Here is an 18662-nt window from a genome sequence, read left to right as displayed (position 1 = left end):
GGAGATAGATATATGGGTTTCAAAATAAAGATCACAACCAAAAAGAAATTTGCCACAGAACAACAGCGGAAAGATTTTAATGAAATCGTCGCGAAGTATGATAAGGAATATGTAACCTTCGCAGAAATGAAGAAGGCAGCAGAAGAGCTTGATCGTGAACTCATGACCAGGGTCTATAAAGGTCAGCAAAATTCCGGAAAAAACACTTTCAATTTTGGTGCTGACACGTTTTCAACGTTTGTACCGCTTATTGATAATATGATCAGGCTTTCGAATAATCGTGATGAAAAGGCTGAGTGGCAGGGATATCTGGATGAGCTCTTAAATATTTATGATAAAAATGAAAAAACTTACAGGAAAAATGCTCTGTTCGAAATGGATTTCACTCGAAACGATCATATTGCTACCACTTGCACTGAGCAGTCCGGTAAGGATTTATTACCAATCCTTGAAAAAATATCAAAAAAAGCCAAAGAAAAATTGAAGGCTTATGAGAAAGATGAGCATGATCTTGATCCTGATAAGGGTTATACCAAAAAGCAGATAGAAGCCCGTTATTATAGGGAAATGGTTGATAAGGTGGACTACATGATAAAAGGTAGTTTCGCTGATGTGGAATACAGCCAGGATATTGATCATGATACATCAGTTTTGGATATAGCGACATTACCTACAACTCTGCACAATCTTAAAGCTAATGATCCGGACCCTGTTAACACCATTGAAAAGCAGGAAGAAGTCAGCAATGTGTTTCCTTATTTTCATATTCCGTCTTTGGGTGCACAAGCTCTTTCGAAGAAACAGGATTATCAAATAAAGCTTGACGGCGGTAATCTCAGTGAGCAGGAAGATATAGCACATCGTGAATTTATGATGCGCAACATAGCCAAGGTTCAAAGAGGTATCACTAAACTTCAGTACAATACAGCTGACCCCGAGATGAAGGAAGCTTTTTTGGGGTATATCGAACGCAGTGAAATAGATATTATTGGTGTTAGAAATGCTTTTGGAGGTATTAAGACTGCCAATGATGCAAGACTGACCATGATACCAAATGGCTGGGCAATGAATGATGTGGATGCGGTAGGCAATGTGGCAGCAATGGTCAAACATCATCAGAATAGTATTCAGTATAGTAAAGAAAAATGGAATAAGTATCGCAAGGACCTCCAGGACTACCAGAATGACCGGGAAAATGGCGGAGTCCTTGGTATTAGCGAGCCTAAAAAACCCCAGGTAGATGAACCTACTGACGAGGATATTACTATGGCCGCAAAAGTTCAGGTTGAACTTGATAAAGTAGTCAATGCTGTTCCTAAAAATGAGGCTGAGAGAACGGCGCTTCTCAGTAATCTGGCGACAATTGTTGAACCACTTCCTGCTGCTATCAACAACACCAGTTTTAAAGATTATAGTGTAATAGTTGGAACTCTAAAGAATAGGGCAAATACTGAACTTTCCGATAAGGAAAAGATGTTCCTTGGAAAGCCGGAGAAGCTCGAGTCCCTCAAAGGAGATGAGTATAAGCCAAAGGAATACACTGCCGAGGATCAGAAAAAAGATGTAGAAGGTTTCAGAATTCCCAAGCGTGTATACAAGAATTACAATAAAGAAGCCCATAAGGAGATGTATAGACTGCAGAATTTCGGGACAATGCCGGAATTCGTAAGATATATGTCCGGGTGCCTTGCTCCGAATGCGCCTGAGGCTGACAAAAATGCTGCAAAAGCTTTTATGGCTTCTAAAATGTTGGGTGCAGAACAGGGCGTCGACAGATTTGGAAGATTTATCGAAGGATTTACAGAGGAATTATTAAAGCAGCAGCTGGCAGCCAAAATTGAGATGGGCAAAGAGGTTGACAGGTGGCATGACATACTTATGTTAAGTGACAACTATGCACTCAGGAGTGTACGTGATAATACCAACCTGATGTGGGATATTGCTTATGACATGGCATTGCAGCATTCAGAAGCTGCTAAAAAGCTAAAAGAACTGAATGAAGTAAGCGATGCATGGAAGAATTTTGCTGCAAATGAGTGGGGATATACTGCAATAAACGGTATCTATGACAAAAAAGAAAAATCCGCACTTAAGAATCTGCAAAGTGGTCCATATTCTGATATTCCAAAGGAGCACATCGAGCAGTATTTAGAGGAAACTAAGTCAACAGAGCCAAGGTATACCAGGACCGGATTCAGACCTTTGCCTGTATTTGAAGCTGATGGCCCTCTTTTTCTTACTGTGCCTGAAGAAGTCAGGAAAAATGTAGAAGCTAACAATGAAAAGATTCACACACAGATCGAACAGGAAAAAGCACCTAAACCATATCTTAGTTCCGCTGCAGGAGTGACATCCACCGGCACACCTGTGGTTTCTGGCGGGGCTGTTATCAATGCACCTGAAAATAATGGTCAGGTCAGTGGTGGCGCCTTCTTTGGGACGATGCAGGTAGAAAAAGAAATAAAGACAAGTATCGAAAGTGGTTCCGCAGGGAAGTACTTCTATTTTAATGAAACAAATCCAGGAAGCGGCACTTACAATATGTATCCCAAGCTTCCTGAGTATGGATGCGATGGACCAAATGGTAAAGAATTCAAGCTTCGCGTAAATCATAACAGATTTATGAAGGGGCTGGCTCAGAAATTCGTTAATTCGGACGGAACAATAAACTATGACCGTGGCCTCAGCTTTTTGAGGGAGATGACAAGACGATTCGGAAGCGATTTGTCCGCTGTGAAGGATCCCGATCATCCCTTTGAGAGAGACCCGGAAAAACTAAAGGAGTCTGCTCTTAACTGGCTATGCAGAGAATTTAGTATCCCTATGAACGAAAGGGATGACTTCAAGAATTTCTGCCAGGCTGCGATGGATTTTGATCTGCAGCATCATCCAAATGCCAATGATTTGCATTTCCCGGGTGCCTATACCAAAGCTTTTGACATTTCAAATTTGCAATCTCTTTGGGAAAAGAACGCAAGGAATTTCAGGGAAGCAGAGCTTATTGGTGAGAAGGGACATGCCGTCAGTCCGGACATTAAGAGACGCAGAGAAAAGGAAGAGGGAGGAACTCTTTTCCAGGACAACTATGATATGTACTTCAGGGCAAAGGATGAACTTATTCGTTTTGCCAATATAGATCCTGAAAAAGAAATGAATATCATTTTGCCAACGGAATGCAGTGGCAGTGAGCACTTCCTGAACGGATATACTAAGCTTGCAAATGAGGCAGAGCGCAGGAGAGGTAATAACGTTCCCGCGGAAGAAGAGAAAAACAGCTATCTTGTGGACTTCAGGCAGGAACTGCATAATCAGGGCGTTGACTTTTCAAATGAAGAAAGAACACTTAAGTGGAACTATCATAAAGTTCCTGTAGTAGGCAGCTTTAATGATAAGGAAGGAAATAAGAAATACATCACAATCGAAGCATTCGCGCCGGATGGACTTAAGGTGGCGGAGCATCCTGCTGTTACAGACAAACCTGCTATAGGCATATATTCAAGCGAAGAGGATTTCAAGAATTATTATATGAAGGAAAGTCCTTTTATTGATGATGCCCCGGGATTTAAGCAGCTCCATAATTTCCGTCTGGAAGCAGATGAAAACATATTTGCCGGCGTTGGTAAAAACAGAGTACTGGATAATACTGAAAAGGATGACCTGGTTTTGAACACTCGTGCCGAGCAGATGTTTAATGCTGCAAAAGCGGAGCTTGAAAATGCCGGAATCAGTTATCCTGGTCGCATAAGGGCAGCTACACAGATCAATAATCATTTAATTGAAAGAAGAAATGCTCTTTCACCGGAGGAGAAGGAGACCTTTGATATTCTGCATAAAGAGTATGAGGATCTGCTGCGCCGAAGCAGAGAGTTCGAAACAGATTTCGCGATTTATGACAAAATCGCTGCTGATAACGCGGAAACGGTCAGGTTAATGGATGATACTCCGCAAAACAGGCCGACCAGAGATACGTTACATGCCATAAATACACATGTACTTCAGACCAAGCTGGATCTGAAGAACAGAAAAGAAGCTGTAGATACTGAGCTTGCTGCTATGTCAGAAGCTATGCAGGCTATTCTTGAAAGGCATGAATTCAATATGGATTCCATAAAGAATCCGGAAAGACGAACTGCCTTTGGAAACGTCTTAAATCGTATTGGCATCAGTGAGGATGCTTTTGAAAGCTATGCTGCCCGGAATAATAAAGCTCATACTGAAGGCGTTATTGATATTCAGGATGAACCTCAGGGGATTAGCCAAAGCTTCCGTCAGAAACAGCTTGCAAACATGACAAGAGAAGATGTGAGGTTTGCAGAAAAACACATAGATGCGCTTCTTAGCATGGTTTACAGTGATGATAAGCTTTTTGAGATGAGTGGTAATAACCGCGATATCAATAAGCACATCTTTATTGATGGAAAGAACATCAATGACTACATAACTTCAATGGATAACAATCCTGAAGAATTTACGGATGGACAAAAGAAAGCTCTTGTGCTGCGAGAGCTTATGAACGGCCATAAGGTAGATATGGCAAGACCCGGTGAAAATGGAACTATAGATATCATTCCTGTTCGCGGTACATCTAATGTTCCGGAAATAAAAACCAATCTTGAAGCTGCACAGGCAAGTACCGCTAATTATAACGGGTCTATTCATGCTGAGGTCATGAGCATGAATTCGGATATCATGATATCAGATCTGGATGATCTTCCTTTCTTCTTAACAGAAGCATGGAGAGATATTCCTATACCTGCAGGCGATGCTGCCGGGCTTAGCGAGTACGAATTTAACGATACTCATGACTATTTTGAAAAGACAGTCGGCAAATTTATTCAGCCTGAGCAGCGCGAACTATTAAAACAGGCAGGTATGCATCCGCTCTCTGTTTTCCTGATAGACGGAAAACCGGCGAATGAAGTTTTTGCCGAGAAATATCAAAACTATCCTGAAAAAGAACGTGACACTATGATCGAGGCTGAGATACTCCATAGCCTTGCTGATAGTTCGCTTAATGTGCAGATAAGAGCCGTTATCCGCACAAATGAAGGCAACATTGTACCCGGGAATACAATAAATAATCTGGGAAACATTGTCGTTGCCGGCAGAACCCAGGGAGAACTCGGTAATTCCATTCATAACAACTTCCGCGCTGCTGCAACTGAAAGGGAAAAGGAAGGCAATCTTAGTGAATACACCGGATATGCCGGTCCCGGTAGCAGAGTGCGAAGCTACAGGACAGACTTTACTGATTGTCAAAGAACACTGGAAAATCTGGATAATGCAGATAACCAGAGATATAATGACGAAGGCTATACAAATGCTAAAAACAGCTTAAGTGAGTTTATTACAGAATTTCAGAAATATGCGACACCCGGAGCAAATGGTACGCTTCCTGTCATGACAGCTGAAAACAAGGCGGCGCTTAAACAGAAGGCTGAAACCGCCAGACAAAATATCGATAATTACTTGCAGCATATTCCGAATAATTCTGTTGGTAGAAGAAGAGCGGATGCATTGCGTAAGCCTTTTGAGAATATTCAGATTATTGACAGGGCAGCAGGGCTTAACAGACCTGAAACCGCCAGTGGCATGACCCTTGCTTCACTTACACATTACGCTGTTATGCTTGGCGAAAATAATGAGCTTAGCTCCGAGCGTAAATCTGATATGGAATATTACCGTAACAGAAGACGTGAGCAGCTAAATGGAGTTGTTGCGGAAAAAATAGCTCATGATTCAGATCAATTTGAGTTTGAAATCGATTCAGATAATGAAGAGCATCAGATCGAAATAGATTTTGGTAAAGAATATGATGTGGATTTTGGCGAGAGTGCAGGCATTTCTGAGGATGGTCTTGAAGAGTTTTCAACGGGAGTTGAAAACGAAGAAACTTATAAAGCTCTTAAGGGAAAAGTCGGAAGTCGCAGCGTCAATGTAAGTGCTCCTATCAGATATCCGAACGGAGAGATTTTCATTAATGCAAATGATACTACCATACCAAGAACTGTTTTGAACTCTGCCGATCCTGAGCTTGTCAGAAGATTCCGTGATGACAACATGGAGCAGCTTAGGAATGCAGGCAGAATTTATGTGGATTACCTGAATCAGAGAGTAGCACTTCTTAGACAGGTAAATAATGTTCAAAAAGAATATGGACAAAGGAGTAAGAACGGACAGGTGCCGCCTGTACCGGAAGCTCCGGAAGTAAACGGTGATCGCATCATCCTTAAAAATGCTGTACAGGATGACTATCAGAGCAGTGGCAACGGATGTTACTCCGTAGCCTTTAAAAACATGCTTGGGACAAGGGGCGTAAATATCTCTCAGGAAGAGATAAGAGCGTTCCGCCAAAATGTTAATGCCCAGGAAGCAGGAGACCTTGATACTGATTTCACCGATGAGCTGAATAACGATATCGGCGGTACTCCTTTCCACAAGGCTGACCTTCTTATGAACGTGGCTCCTAACACAGCCATGAATGATTACACCCTGATGGTGCCTGCAAATGCACAGCCAAATGAAATTCAGGAAGTGACAGCCCTTCTGAAAAACAAGATAAGAGGAGCTCTTTTAGATGACCGTTCACCGGTTGGCATAAATATAAACGGGCATTTTATGACCATTGTTGGTATAGAGGGAGACCATGTGATATGTAAGGATTCTCTTACAAGGTCACGCCTTCCCATGTATGCAGAGCCTAACAAGAACCACTATTACCGCTTGTCAGATCTTGTTGATGCGGCTTCCAGTAAGGGCAATCACAGAATGTCACTTGTATGGCTTTCTGATCTCCATAAGACTCCGGATGGAAAGGTTGCGGAATTTGCAGACCACCCTGAGATTACTGTGGACAACAACGGAAAAGTTAATGTTGACGAACAGATACCAAATCCAAATGGACAGTGGTGGAATGGTGAAGCACGCCCTGATAACGACAGACTTACTCTGAATTTTGTGCATTCGATTACGGGTGTCGAAACTAAGTATCAGACAACTCACATGACCAAGTTCCCACAAAACGTGAACATGGCAATTATGCACCAGCCATATCCGCAGGTAGCACAGCCGGTAGCAGGCAACCCTCAGGCAGGTGCAGTTAACCAGGCTCCTGCGCGCAATCTTAATACTCTTACCACAGTAGATGGCGGCGGTATGGTCAATGAGGTACTGGTGCCTGAAGAGTATCCCGGTATCAGTCCTGAAGTCATTATGCTTGCTCAGATGCAGTTGAACTATGGTCAGTATGTGGCACCTCCGCGCGAAAATACCAGGCTTAATAGTGGAGCAAACAGTACGGTAAGGAATATTTTAAATCCTGCCAATGGAGTAAATGCTACCACCGGCGCACCTGCTTTAAATATAAGTCCTGCTGCTATTAGTGCTAATACAGCGGTAGCTCAAAATGGCCTTGATGAAAAGACCAGGAGGAGTCATAACAAATATCAGGATCTTGGAAAAATAATGAGGCACCTGGAGGATACCGGTGCAGCATGGCCGGGTCATGCCAATTCCATACTGTTTAGTAATTTTTACAATTCTCTCAGGAAGCTCCACGATTTGACCAAGGATTATGTGAATGATGAACTTCCTATGCCCGACCCTGAAACGCCGGAAGGCAGAAAAATCAAGGCTGCTGAGGAACAGGTAGCTCACTGGGCAACCCAGTATGCTGAGAATAGGGTAAAAATCAATTATGTACAGGATATGGGCGAGATAAGAGGCGATATGGCTCTTATGGCTGCGCATATCACCATGCCTGATGCCGGCGTCTCTTTGATGAGAAGTATGGACAGGAAGCTTAAAACAGATGATGGTATCCTGCCAACAACTCAAAAGCATGTTTTCGATTGCATGAATCGCTATAAACTTGGAGATGAATCTTATCGCATCTCAAAGCAGATTGATGAAGAGACTAAGCTTTATAATTCTATCGATAAAAGAATGACGCATTCATCATTCCAGGTGGATGATAATCTGAAAAGAATGATAAAACATCCTGAGATCGTAGATGAATATAAAAGGATGTTTGATACCAAGCATAGTGTAAGGACGGATTCTAAGTTTTATACAAGAGCAAAAGAAGCTCTTGAGGAATTCCAGAAATCCAGAGACAAGATTATCGATCGCATATCCAGAGATATTCCCGTATCTGACAGTGAGCACAACATCCAGGTACAGGAGGACTTTATTGATCTTTATAATAAGTATCAAAGCTGTCAGCTTGCAATCGAAGAGTACTTAAACCGTTCTGTATATAATAGGGAGAATGATGCCTCTACTATTGATATGAGTACCGGTGCAGAGGATAAACGTACTGATACGGGATTTGTACGAACCGCAGCTGCAGAAGGTCTCGAACTGGAATTTATGGGTCAGAGACGTCTCACTGATCCCGTTGCTGCTGCACTTTCAAATCAGCACCAGACTGAAATACGTGCATATCGCAATCTTTATGGTGATTATTATGGCGGCGCAAGAGCAGGTGGAGACAGCAATAAGCACAGATCTGCTGCTGATTATACCAGAGCACGAAGCAGGGAAGCTGCCCAAAGAGCAGTACAGGATTCATTAAGTGCTGCCCAGTCTGCAAAAACAGTTGCAGAAAATAAGGCAAAAAATGGAGAAACATTAGATATTTCCGGTTATGAAAATCCTGATGTGACACTTGAAAAAATGCTCAATCACTTTGATAATTTGAAGACTCTTGAAGAGAAACTCACATTTTATGCTGATGTTCGGGTAATGCAGATTGAAACATTCGGCAGATCAGACATGTTCCAGAAACTTCAGGATAAGATGGATGCGCGTCTTTTCCAGGATTCTGATGGAGTGCCTGATCCAAACAAATTGCGTGATGTTTTTACGACAGCTCAAAAGCTAAACATGGATTGGAAACTGGAAGCTGCAAACGAAATTAATAGTACCGGAAAACAGGATGCAAGACGTGGTCTCAAAGTAGCCCGTGCAAACGCATTGACACTCAGATTCAGCGGTATAGGAATGTCAGAAGCTACTGATAATGCATATGGCATGTATGACACCTATAAGCTGGATGAAGTCAAAGAATTATATGGACAGGCTGTATGTGATGTGTTGACAAAACAAGCACGAAAAGACCTAGAGAAAATGGCAAAGGGCTTTAATCAGGTGCTAACTGAAGAAGAGATGGAGCGTAATCTAAAAACTTATACATGCACTCCTGAGAAAATTTTCCTTGCAGTAGGAAAAGCAGAAGAAAATGAGCGTTTTAAAACCAGGAAAGAATTTGAAGAGTATGATGCTTTAGGCTTAAACAATACTGAGACCGGTCTTACAGCGGCTGAGCTTGAGAATATTGATAAAAAGTCATATGAAGAAGTTAAAAAGACGATGCCGCCCGAGATGTTTGTTGATGAGAAGCTGATTACATATCTTGAAGGTATAGGAGCATCTCTTGGAACGGCTTATGCAACAAATGATGATCCTCTTCTTGGAGAAGCTACTGCGGAAATGCTTGGTCTTACCGACACTCTTAATAATCGAATAAAAGAGTGGAATGGTGGATTTGCATATTACAGCATGAGTGATACAGCTAAAAAGCTTAAGGACATGCTCATGCAGAAGGGAAGTAAACTTGAACCTGAATGGTTTGCAGAGGGAAATAAGACAAGGGAGCTTATTTCAGGAGCCATACGTAGTCTTGATCCTGATGTATATAAGGAATATAAGAGGCAGGAACAGGTTTACATGGAGGCTTTATCTAAGAGAAAGTCCCTTGAAAACTATTTTGCTTCTCAGAACACCACGGCCACTGACACCTTTAACAGACTAAAGGAAGCTTTCCTAAGGCGCGGCTCGACTGTCAATGATATGGCACAGATAATAGAGAATCGGTATGGACTTGGAAGAGAGATTTCCCTGCGTCTTGCCAAGAAGGTAAAAGAGATATTCAACGAGGATATCAAACAGGGTAAAAATCCGGGAGATAATGCGAAAACAACGTCCGGACTTATGAAAGCTGCGGCATCGAAGCTGAAAATGGATGAGCTGTCCGATTATTCAATATCCATGAAATCAGGGAAGCTGCAAATTTCTTATTTGCCAAAGATGAGCGATAAGGGGCTTGATTCTTTATCAAAGAGTGATCTTGATAATTCGATGGAAATGCAGCATTTCTTTGAGAATACTGACAGACTGGACTCTCTTCGTGAGATGTTTGAGACCAAAAAGCGCCACAGAATTCTTAACGGAAGCTCTAAGACCTATAACAATTGCGTCAACGATTTAAAAGAGTTTACGGAAGCACGAAACAGGCTCATCAGAGAATTCAAGGCACTTAACGGTCAGGAGATTCCGCCGGATAGAGTGAATGATTTCCAAAACCACATGAATTCTATGGCTGAGAAATATAAAAAATGCGTTAAGAGTCTGAATGATTTCCTGGTAGAGGAGACAAAAGGATTTGATCCATTAAACAAAGATATCAAGGATACTGATTTTGCCCGCATAGCCGCATCAAAAGGATTGCTTGATATGTTTAAGGAAGCATCGCCCAAAATGGCTAACAGAGTTCTTAGGTATGAGCGCAAGGCTGACCTTAGCATGGAAGCTGAGCAGAAGCTTACAAACTACGAGTCACTCTATCAAAAGGTTCTTGGTGATATGAAAAAACAGGGAGGAAGCGATCGTCATCGCCGCGCTGCTACAGAGGCAAAAGTACAGCTCAATCAGCAAAGGACTAATAAATGATGTTATGTGCTCAGGGGTGGAATACCGCCCTGAGCATAAACATGGTCGGAGAACAGTATGAAAGAAGAAATCAGAGAAGAGTTATTTAAGCACCGGGATATTAAATACAGAGATTTTCAGGTAAAGCTCATTCCCGGGACAGATCCGGATGACATGATAGGCGTCAGAACTCCGGAGCTTAGAAAACTGGCAAAACAGTATGCTAAGGCTGAAGACATCAATGAATTTTTAAATGATCTCCCCCATAAATATTTTGATGAAAACCAGCTACAGGCCTTCATTATATCCGGGATGAAGGATTACAATCTGTGCATGGAAAAGCTCTGTGAGTTTTTGCCTTATGTTGATAACTGGGCTACCTGCGATCAGATGTCACCCAAGATTTTTAAAAAGCATAAGGAAGAGCTTCTAAAAATGATAGAAGAGTGGATAGTATCGGATAAGACCTATACTGTGCGTTTCGCCATCGGTATGCTTATGGAGCATTTTCTGGATGATGATTTTGATATGAAATATCCTGAAATGGTGGCAAAAGTTCGGTCTGAAGAGTACTACATAAATATGATGATCGCCTGGTATTTTGCTACAGCTCTTGCGAAGCAGTACGATTCCATAATCCCGTACATAGAGGAAAAGAAGCTGGATGACTGGACTCACAACAAGGCTATTCAGAAATCAATCGAAAGCTACAGAATCACTCCGGAGCAGAAGGAATACCTGAGGAGTCTTAAGATTTCCGCCAGAAAAAAATAAATGAAAAAGAATCTTGACACAATAGATTGCATGCAATATAATAGCATTAAACACGAGAGAAAATTTCAAGTAATTTTGAGATAACAGTAAGCAAATAAGAGATTCATATTTTTCATGGAGGTCATTATGGGATTCTACGATTATTCAGTAACAAACGCACAGGGCGAGACAGTTTCAATGGCAGATTACAAGGGCAAGGTTGTTCTTGTTGTTAATACAGCTACAGGCTGCGGCTTCACACCTCACTATAAGGATATCGAGGACATGTACGAGAAATTCCACGATCAGGGCTTTGAAGTTCTTGATATTCCCTGCAACCAGTTCGCTGGACAGACGCCAGGAACCGATGAAGAGATTCACGAGTTCTGCACACTTCATTACAATACGAAGTTCCCTCAGATGAAGAAGTCAGATGTTAACGGTGAGAATCAGCTTGAGCTTTACAGATTCCTCAAGGAGCAGAAGGGCTTCGAGGGCTTTGGAAAAGGACCTGCTGCACTTGCAATGGGCGTGATGCTTAAGAAGATCGATAAGGATTACAAGAATAATCCTGATATAAAGTGGAACTTCACAAAGTTTGTTGTAGACAGAAACGGTGAGGTTGTAGCAAGATTCGAGCCCACTGAGAAAATGGAAAATGTTGCAGACTGCGTAGCAAAGCTTATGTAATTATGTAACTTACGAAGAATGCTCCTGAAATTTCAGGGGCATTTTTTTCCATGCAATGGTAATATAGAGGAAACGTTTTAAAAAGGCATAATGATCTTTGCATATGAGGTAAGGATCACAGGACACTTAGAGGAGATTTGGCTATGAAATACAGAAAGAACAGACAGGGCGGAGACATTTCTTTACTTGGATTTGGATGCATGCGTTTTACCAGAAAAGGTCCGGGCATTGATATGGAAAAGGCCGAGAAGGAGATAATGAGAGCCTATGAGCTTGGCGTAAATTACTATGACACGGCTTACATTTATCCCGGAAGTGAAGTGGCAATAGGTGAGATTTTTGAAAAGAATCATATCAGGGAAAAAATCCAGATTGCCACAAAGCTCCCTCAGTATCTGATTTCCAATAAAGATGCAATCGAGAAGTATTTTAAGGAGCAGTGCTCAAGGCTTCGCACAAACTATATCGATTATTATCTTATGCACATGCTCTCTGATATCAATGCGTGGGAGAAGCTTAAAAAGCTTGGCATAGAGGAGTGGATCGCAGAGAAAAAGGCATCCGGCGAGATAAAGCATATAGGCTTTTCCTTCCATGGAAACACAGAGATGTTTATAGAAATTCTTAATGCCTATGACTGGGATTTTTGCCAGATTCAGTACAACTATCTTGATGAGGTGTCACAGGCAGGAAGAAAGGGACTTGAAGCTGCCGGAGAAAAGGGTATTCCCGTTATAATCATGGAGCCTCTTCGAGGCGGTAAGCTGGTTGATCTTTTGCCTGAAAAAGCTAAAAAGCTCATAGCCGAGGATGAAAAGCACAGAACCCCCGCAGAGCTTGCCTTCAGATGGCTCTGGGATCAGCCCCAGGTTACCTGTGTTCTTTCCGGAATGAATTCCACAGAGATGGTAGAGGAGAACTGCAGGGTTGCTTCAGAGGTTGAAGCAGGCGAGTTCACAGAGAAGGACTTTGAGCTTATTGAGCAGGTAAAAGCCAGCATAAATGAGCACCTTAAGGTTGGCTGTACCGGCTGCGGATATTGTATGCCATGTCCCAAGGGTGTCGATATTCCGAGCACATTCAGGTGCTATAACGCTATGTATATGGATAATAAGGGAACCGGCAGACAGGAGTTTTTCAGAATCGTTGGAATGCGCAAGGAGCCGGGTCTTCCTTCACAGTGCATAGAGTGCGGAAAATGCGAGAGCCACTGCCCTCAGCATATCAATATCAGGCAGGAGCTTAAGAATGCCGATAAGGCACTGAATCCGTTCTACTACAAAATCGCGTTGTTTGCGGCAAGAAAGTTCCTTTACAGAAAATAGGTATTATTTTTCACTTTCCCGGAAAATATGATAAACTACTAAAAAGTTGATTATGATTAACGCATAGTAAGCGAGGAGGATGAAAAAATGTACGTTACCTGTTTGGATTTGGAAGGTGTTTTGGTTCCCGAAATCTGGATTGCTTTTTCTGAGGCAACAGGAATTCCGGAGCTTAAGAGAACCACAAGAGATGAGCCTGATTACGATAAGCTTATGAAATTCAGAATAGGCATTCTTAAGGAGCATGGACTTGGCCTTAAGGAGATTCAGGACACTATTGCTACTATTGATCCTATGCCCGGTGCAAAGGAGTTTCTTGATGAACTCAGATCCATAACACAGGTCATCATACTCAGTGATACCTTCACACAGTTTGCGGCACCTCTTATGAAAAAGCTGGGATACCCCACAATTTTCTGTAACTCACTTGAGGTTGCTGACAATGGCGAGATCACAGGCTTTAAGATGCGCTGTGAGAAGGGCAAGCTCACTACAGTTAAGGCTCTTCAGAGCATCGGATTTGAGACAATTGCCAGTGGCGACAGCTTTAATGATTTGGGTATGATCGAGGCCAGCAAGGCAGGCTTCCTTTTCAGAACCACAGATCAGATCAAGAAGGACTATCCTCAGTTCCCTGCTTTCGAAACCTATGATGAGCTCCTTTCTGCTATTAAGGAACAGCTGGCTAAATAAGCAGCTAAATCGGATGGAATAGATGAAACGAAATTATAAATTTGTACTCAGCTATGATGGTACAAGATTTTATGGCTGGGAGAGACAACCAAATAAGGAGATGACCATTCAGGGTAAGCTTGAATCAGTGCTTAGCAGAATGGTCGGCATGTCAGAGGGTGAATCCGTGCAGGTTATAGGCGCAGGCAGGACAGATGCAGGCGTTCATGCAAGGGCAATGACTGCCAATGCCATGCTGGATACGGTTTTTTCCGAGGAAGAGATATTGCGTTATATGAATCAGTATCTTCCAGAAGACATAAGCGTTAACGATGTGAGAATATGCTCTGAGAGATTTCACAGTCGTTACAATGCCCTTGGTAAGACCTACAGATACACCTGTTATACCGGTGATACCAAGCCTGTTTTTGACAGAAAATATGTTACCGTTCTTGAGAAGAAGCCGGATGTGGCTCTAATGGAGGAGGCTGCGAAGTATATAGTCGGAACCCATGATTTCAAGAGCTTTTGCGGCAATACTCACATGAAAAAATCAACAGTACGCTGTGTTGATAACATCAAAATAGAGGAGAGCGGTCCTCAGATCAGATTTTATTTTCATGGTAACGGATTTTTACAGAATATGGTCAGAATCATGACAGGTACCCTGCTGGAGGTGGGCTATGGAAATATAGAGCCTTCGGCAATGAAGGATATAATTGAAGCCTGTGACAGACAAAAGGCAGGTCCTACGGCTCCGCCTCAGGGACTGTGTCTCATGAAAGTAGATTATTAAAGAGCAAAAGAAGAGGGCTCCGGACAAATTGCGAAGTGCAATTCCGGGGCCCTTAATGATGTCTTTTTATATTCAGTTGTAAGCTATAACAGGTGATACGCTGCTTGCGGAGTAGGTAATAACGTAGTTGTCATAGTCTACAGGAACCATGCAAAGCTGCTGTGAGCCTGAATTTCCGCTTCTGAGTGTATAGCTTGTATCAGCGATGTTTGTGGTATCAAATGCTATAGGTGTGCCATCCTTATAAAAGATTCCTCTTACGTTGACTGCGTTTACATCGGTCTTTGAGTAGTTTGTTCCGGTTATTGTGAGGGAACGATCTTCATCCTCAGAAATATCAAGGCCTATAGCGTCATAATTGCAGCAGTTATTTTCATTGATGTTCAGGTCGTATTTAAAGCTTGAAGCTGCAGCAGCGATCTCATTTCTGAACTGACCGTAGATTATGAAATCCTGACCTCTTTTAACGGATTCGGTATTGTCAAATACGGTCTTTATAACGGCTCCGTTTGAGCTGATCGCATGGAAGCTGGCAGTTATTGTTATATCCGAATCTGAATTGTTGGTCGCAAGCACAACATATCTTGTGTGGAGACCATCATTATCCTTGATCAGATACTCTGCCTTGATCCCTATATCAGAAGGGGAAGCGCTTCTGGCATTGACCTGTACAGGTGTGAATACCCCTACTAAAAATACCAATGTTACGATGAGAGATTTGATCCTATTCATACCTGTTTCCTCCTGTGTTTCTTTGTAAAACTAGGATAGCATTTGAGGATAAACACCCTATTAAGCAAATCTAAAAAATCTATATACTGGCCTGTTTTCGGCCTCCAAATTTTTTGAGAAATTATTAGTGATTTTGCCAACTTGATTTTTGGAAAATGTTTTGTAGGTCATAGTGAAATTATGATATAATGCTTTTTGGCTATGTAATTTAGATAGAAATTGGAAATGTGGTAATAATATGCAGATAAATGGGGAGGAACAAAAACCTTCCGTCGACCGTGCAAAGCGCATTCGTTTTCTGAGAAGACTTATTCTTATATCAATTTCATGTGCTATCATTATTCCAATCTGCCTGTGCCTTGTTCTGGCCATCAGGTATGACAGAATTAAGACCAGACTCAGTCAGGCGAAGGAAGAGCTTTCATGGTACGAGCAACAATACGGAGAGAGCGCATTGGCTAAGGGGAAGGGCGCGGACAAACCTCTTGAAGGAGAGAATGAGCCTGATGAAGCCAAAGCCGCATCAACAGATGATGTTGCCGCAGCACCTAAGGAGACTGAAGAAGAGCAGACAGACAAGGAAAAAGACCTATCTGAGAATCAGGATGAGAAGACGGAAGAGATTTTGGAGAACGCTGATGGTAATCTGACTGTCGGCGATGGTATCAGAAGGGTTTATATCACTTTTGATGATGGGCCTAGCAGCAAGACAGGAGAGATTCTTGATATCCTGGATGAGTATGATGTGAAGGCCACTTTTTTCGTAACAGGAAAACCTGATACAAGGTATACGGATGTTTATAAGCGCATTGTTGACAGCGGCCATACGCTGGGCATGCACTCCTACAGCCATAAGTACAGCGAACTGTATGATTCCCTTGAGGGCTTTCAGGAGGACCTGCACAAGCTGCAGACCTTCTTATATGAAACAACAGGAGCCTGGTCCACTAGATACAGATTCCCGGGAGGAAGCTCCAATACAGTAAGTAAGGTAGATATGGCTGAGCTGATAAATTATCTTGCACTTGAAAATATCACATATTATGATTGGAATGTAGCAAGTGGAGATGACAGGAACGGAATTACCAAGGATCTGATCGTTACCAATGTTATGACAGGTGTTCCTAAGTTCGATAATTCGATCATACTTCTGCACGATGCCTCAGATAAGCAGGCAACGGTCGATGCGCTACCTGAGATAATCGAACAGGTACAGGCGCTGGAAAATACAGTGATAGTTCCGATAACGGATGATACGTTACCGGTTCAACATATCAGTAATACGCAGTAAGAAAAACGGAGGAAATGAAAAATGGGATTTTTTTCGGAGCTGAAAAGTGATCTCTCTCAGGCGGCGAAGACTATAATACCTGAGGATAACGGCGATGCACAGATTCTGAAACCTCAGACCAAGGAAGAGACTGCTTCCACTGTAAAGAGTGAAGCTGAGGTCAAGAAGGATCTGAATGCAATGCTTGATCATCTTGATGAAATCGAGCTCGGAGATAATGGGGCTGATAAGAAAGCTGATGATGAGCCGGTAGTCAGTGAAGACGTTAAGACAGTTGAAGAAACTGTGGAGGAGAAGGTTGAAGAAGTAGAAGATTCTTCAATTGCGGATGTTATTCCCGAAGTAAGTAAGGAGACTGCTTCAGATGCTGAGGTAGTAGCTGATCTTACAGAGTCTCTCAGCTCTGTTGTTGAGACTGAGAAGGAAGAAGAGCTTCCGGTTCGTGAAGAAGTTAAATATGAAGCACCAACAAATACAATAAGAAACAATGGGGGATTTGAAACAATGGATATTCAGCAGCAGACACCTACAGATGAAACAGCCAGCATTACCGAGGGTATGAAAGTTGTCGGTAACCTTGAGACAACAGGATCACTTGAGCTTGTTGGTAAGATTACCGGTAATGTAATATGTCTTGGCAAGCTTAACGTAACAGGTGAGATCGAAGGAGATTCTAAGGCAGCAGAGATTTACGCAGAGGCAGCAAGAATCACTGGTGAGGTTCGCAGCCAGGGTAGCGTTAAGATTGGTCAGAGCACAGTAGTTATCGGTAACATTTTTGCTACAAGTGCTGTTATCGCAGGCGCTGTAAAGGGTGATATTGATGTACCCGGACCTGTAGTTCTTGATACAACAGCAATCGTTATGGGTAACATTAAGTCTCAGTCAGTACAGATCAACAATGGTGCTGTTATCGAAGGTAACTGCTCACAGGCTTATGCTGAGGTTAATCCTTCTGCATTCTTTGATGGACTTAAGGGAACAAAATAATGAGAATTTTATTAAAGCTTAGTGGCGAGGCACTTGCCGGCCCTAATAAGACAGGATTTGACGAGCCTACAGTTCGTCAGGTTGCTCTTCAGGTAAAGGAACTTGTTGATAAGGGAACCCAGGTGGGAATCGTTATCGGCGGCGGTAATTTCTGGAGAGGAAGAACCAGTGAAAATATCGACCGTGTAAAGGCTGACCAGATCGGAATGCTGGCTACGGTTATGAATTGCATTTATGTATCTGAGATATTCAGAAGCGTAGGAATGATGACCAATATTCTTACACCCTTTGAATGTGGATCATTTACCAAGCTTTTCTCAAAGGACAGAGCAAATAAGTACTTTGAAAAGGGAATGGTAGTATTCTTCGCAGGTGGTACAGGTCATCCTTATTTCTCAACAGATACAGGAGCTGCACTCAGAGCTATCGAGATCGAGGCTGATGTAATGCTCCTTGCAAAAGCTATTGACGGAGTATACGACAGCGATCCCGCTACCAATCCCAATGCTAAGCGTTATGACGAGATCAGCATTGAAGATGTAGTAAAGCAGGGACTTCAGGTTGTCGATATGACAGCTTCAATCATGGTAATGGAGAACCATATTCCTATGCGAGTATTCGCATTACAGGAAGAAAATAGTATAATTAAGGCAGAGAGTGGTAACTTTAACGGAACCACAGTAACAGCCTGATTATGTTGGAG

The 18662-nt window shown here is 42.3% G+C and carries 10 protein-coding genes; 9 read left to right on the top strand and 1 reads right to left on the bottom strand.

Annotated elements, in window-relative coordinates; translation table 11 throughout:
* The first annotated feature begins 12 nt into the window (after nt 1-12).
* From G608_RS0105525 to truA, 6 genes are all read left to right on the top strand, one after another.
* Entirely contained in the window at nt 13-10731 is a 10719-nt protein-coding gene (locus tag G608_RS0105525) for a hypothetical protein (protein WP_026495198.1), read from the top strand.
* A 57-nt stretch (nt 10732-10788) separates the two neighbouring features.
* Nucleotides 10789-11484 carry a DNA alkylation repair protein gene (locus tag G608_RS0105520; RefSeq protein WP_026495197.1) on the top strand — a complete coding sequence of 232 codons (696 nt, stop codon included), beginning with the start codon at nt 10789-10791 and terminating at the stop codon, nt 11482-11484.
* 126 nt (nt 11485-11610) lie between these two features.
* Nucleotides 11611-12153, top strand: a complete 543-nt coding sequence (locus G608_RS0105515; RefSeq protein WP_026495196.1) for a glutathione peroxidase — start codon at nt 11611-11613, stop codon at nt 12151-12153.
* A 143-nt stretch (nt 12154-12296) separates the two neighbouring features.
* On the top strand, nt 12297-13478 hold the full coding sequence (locus G608_RS0105510; protein ID WP_026495195.1) for an aldo/keto reductase: 1182 nt from the start codon (nt 12297-12299) through the stop codon (nt 13476-13478).
* Between the two features lie 87 nt (nt 13479-13565).
* Nucleotides 13566-14171 carry a bifunctional phosphoserine phosphatase/homoserine phosphotransferase ThrH gene (gene thrH, locus G608_RS0105505; protein WP_026495194.1) on the top strand — a complete coding sequence of 202 codons (606 nt, stop codon included), beginning with the start codon at nt 13566-13568 and terminating at the stop codon, nt 14169-14171.
* 22 nt (nt 14172-14193) lie between these two features.
* On the top strand, nt 14194-14946 hold the full coding sequence (gene truA, locus G608_RS0105500) for a tRNA pseudouridine(38-40) synthase TruA (protein WP_026495193.1): 753 nt from the start codon (nt 14194-14196) through the stop codon (nt 14944-14946).
* A 72-nt stretch (nt 14947-15018) separates the two neighbouring features.
* Here the strand turns inward: truA and G608_RS0105495 are convergent, their stop codons facing one another.
* Nucleotides 15019-15678, bottom strand: a complete 660-nt coding sequence (locus G608_RS0105495) for a hypothetical protein (RefSeq protein WP_026495192.1) — start codon at nt 15676-15678, stop codon at nt 15019-15021.
* A gap of 238 nt (nt 15679-15916) precedes the next feature.
* On the opposite strand from G608_RS0105495, the gene G608_RS20010 reads away from it, so the two are divergent.
* From G608_RS20010 to pyrH, 3 genes are read left to right on the top strand one after another with little or no spacing between them, the layout of a single operon-like run.
* Entirely contained in the window at nt 15917-16969 is a 1053-nt protein-coding gene (locus tag G608_RS20010) for a polysaccharide deacetylase family protein (protein ID WP_051208883.1), read from the top strand.
* 21 nt (nt 16970-16990) lie between these two features.
* The gene (locus G608_RS20005; protein WP_035794820.1) at nt 16991-17959 is read left to right on the top strand and encodes a polymer-forming cytoskeletal protein; all 969 of its coding nucleotides are present in this window, start codon (nt 16991-16993) and stop codon (nt 17957-17959) included.
* Complete coding sequence (gene pyrH, locus G608_RS0105480) at nt 17959-18651, top strand: UMP kinase (protein WP_035791878.1); 693 nt, start codon at nt 17959-17961, stop codon at nt 18649-18651. Before G608_RS20005 ends, pyrH begins: the two co-directional genes overlap by 1 nt.
* The last annotated feature ends 11 nt before the right edge of the window (nt 18652-18662 follow it).

The organism is Butyrivibrio sp. WCD3002, from assembly GCF_000424265.1.
Taxonomy (GTDB): domain Bacteria; phylum Bacillota; class Clostridia; order Lachnospirales; family Lachnospiraceae; genus Butyrivibrio.
This window is presented reverse-complemented; position numbering and strand designations above follow the sequence as displayed.

Coding starts and splice junctions, on each gene's coding strand:
- thrH (WP_026495194.1), top strand. CDS start 13,566: ATGTACGTTACCTGTTTGGATTTGGAAGGTGTTTTGGTTCCCGAAATC.
- pyrH (WP_035791878.1), top strand. CDS start 17,959: ATGAGAATTTTATTAAAGCTTAGTGGCGAGGCACTTGCCGGCCCTAAT.
- G608_RS20005 (WP_035794820.1), top strand. CDS start 16,991: ATGGGATTTTTTTCGGAGCTGAAAAGTGATCTCTCTCAGGCGGCGAAG.
- G608_RS0105525 (WP_026495198.1), top strand. CDS start 13: ATGGGTTTCAAAATAAAGATCACAACCAAAAAGAAATTTGCCACAGAA.
- G608_RS0105510 (WP_026495195.1), top strand. CDS start 12,297: ATGAAATACAGAAAGAACAGACAGGGCGGAGACATTTCTTTACTTGGA.
- G608_RS20010 (WP_051208883.1), top strand. CDS start 15,917: ATGCAGATAAATGGGGAGGAACAAAAACCTTCCGTCGACCGTGCAAAG.
- G608_RS0105515 (WP_026495196.1), top strand. CDS start 11,611: ATGGGATTCTACGATTATTCAGTAACAAACGCACAGGGCGAGACAGTT.
- truA (WP_026495193.1), top strand. CDS start 14,194: ATGAAACGAAATTATAAATTTGTACTCAGCTATGATGGTACAAGATTT.
- G608_RS0105495 (WP_026495192.1), bottom strand. CDS start 15,678: ATGAATAGGATCAAATCTCTCATCGTAACATTGGTATTTTTAGTAGGG.
- G608_RS0105520 (WP_026495197.1), top strand. CDS start 10,789: ATGAAAGAAGAAATCAGAGAAGAGTTATTTAAGCACCGGGATATTAAA.